Raw genomic sequence first — 522 nt, 5'->3', positions numbered from 1 at the left:
GTCCTTCATCGGCTTCTAGTGCCAAGGCATCCACCGTGTGCCCTTAATAACTTACACACAGATAAAATCAAAGATATTAACCTTGACTAACTAAGTACAAAATCAAAAGTATCAAAGAAACCCAATCATTAGAGATTGAGAAATCTTCATTACATTCGAAGATGCTCGCGTCCACTATACAGTTCTCAAACAACAACCCGATACCACTCGAGGCAACCAAAGACAAAGCTCAGTCACTACTCTCATGCCGGGAACCTGAGAGCAACAAACCACATGGCTTGTTACCTCAAAACCCAAAAGCGCACCAGCATTACACACATTCTCATCAGCACCACAAGGGCACCTGAACTAACATTCCACCCATGAGCAAACCACCCAAACGACACTCGCGTTCGGCGTGGCTCAACCAATATGTTGAAGCTCCTTAGAAAGGAGGTGATCCAGCCGCACCTTCCGGTACGGCTACCTTGTTACGACTTAGTCCCAATCGCCAATCCCACCTTCGACGACTCCCTCCCACAA

General features: G+C 46.7%; 1 rRNA gene. It reads right to left on the bottom strand.

The features are described 5' to 3' along the window. Positions 1–428: 428 nt before the first annotated feature. Positions 429–522 (bottom strand): 16S ribosomal RNA (locus L6762_RS11870); the annotation flags it as partial.

The organism is Rothia nasimurium (genome assembly GCF_928381705.1).
Taxonomy (GTDB): Bacteria; Actinomycetota; Actinomycetes; order Actinomycetales; family Micrococcaceae; genus Rothia; species Rothia nasimurium_G.
The sequence above is the reverse complement of the archived record's forward strand: the minus strand, read 5'-3'. Positions and strand labels throughout refer to the sequence as shown.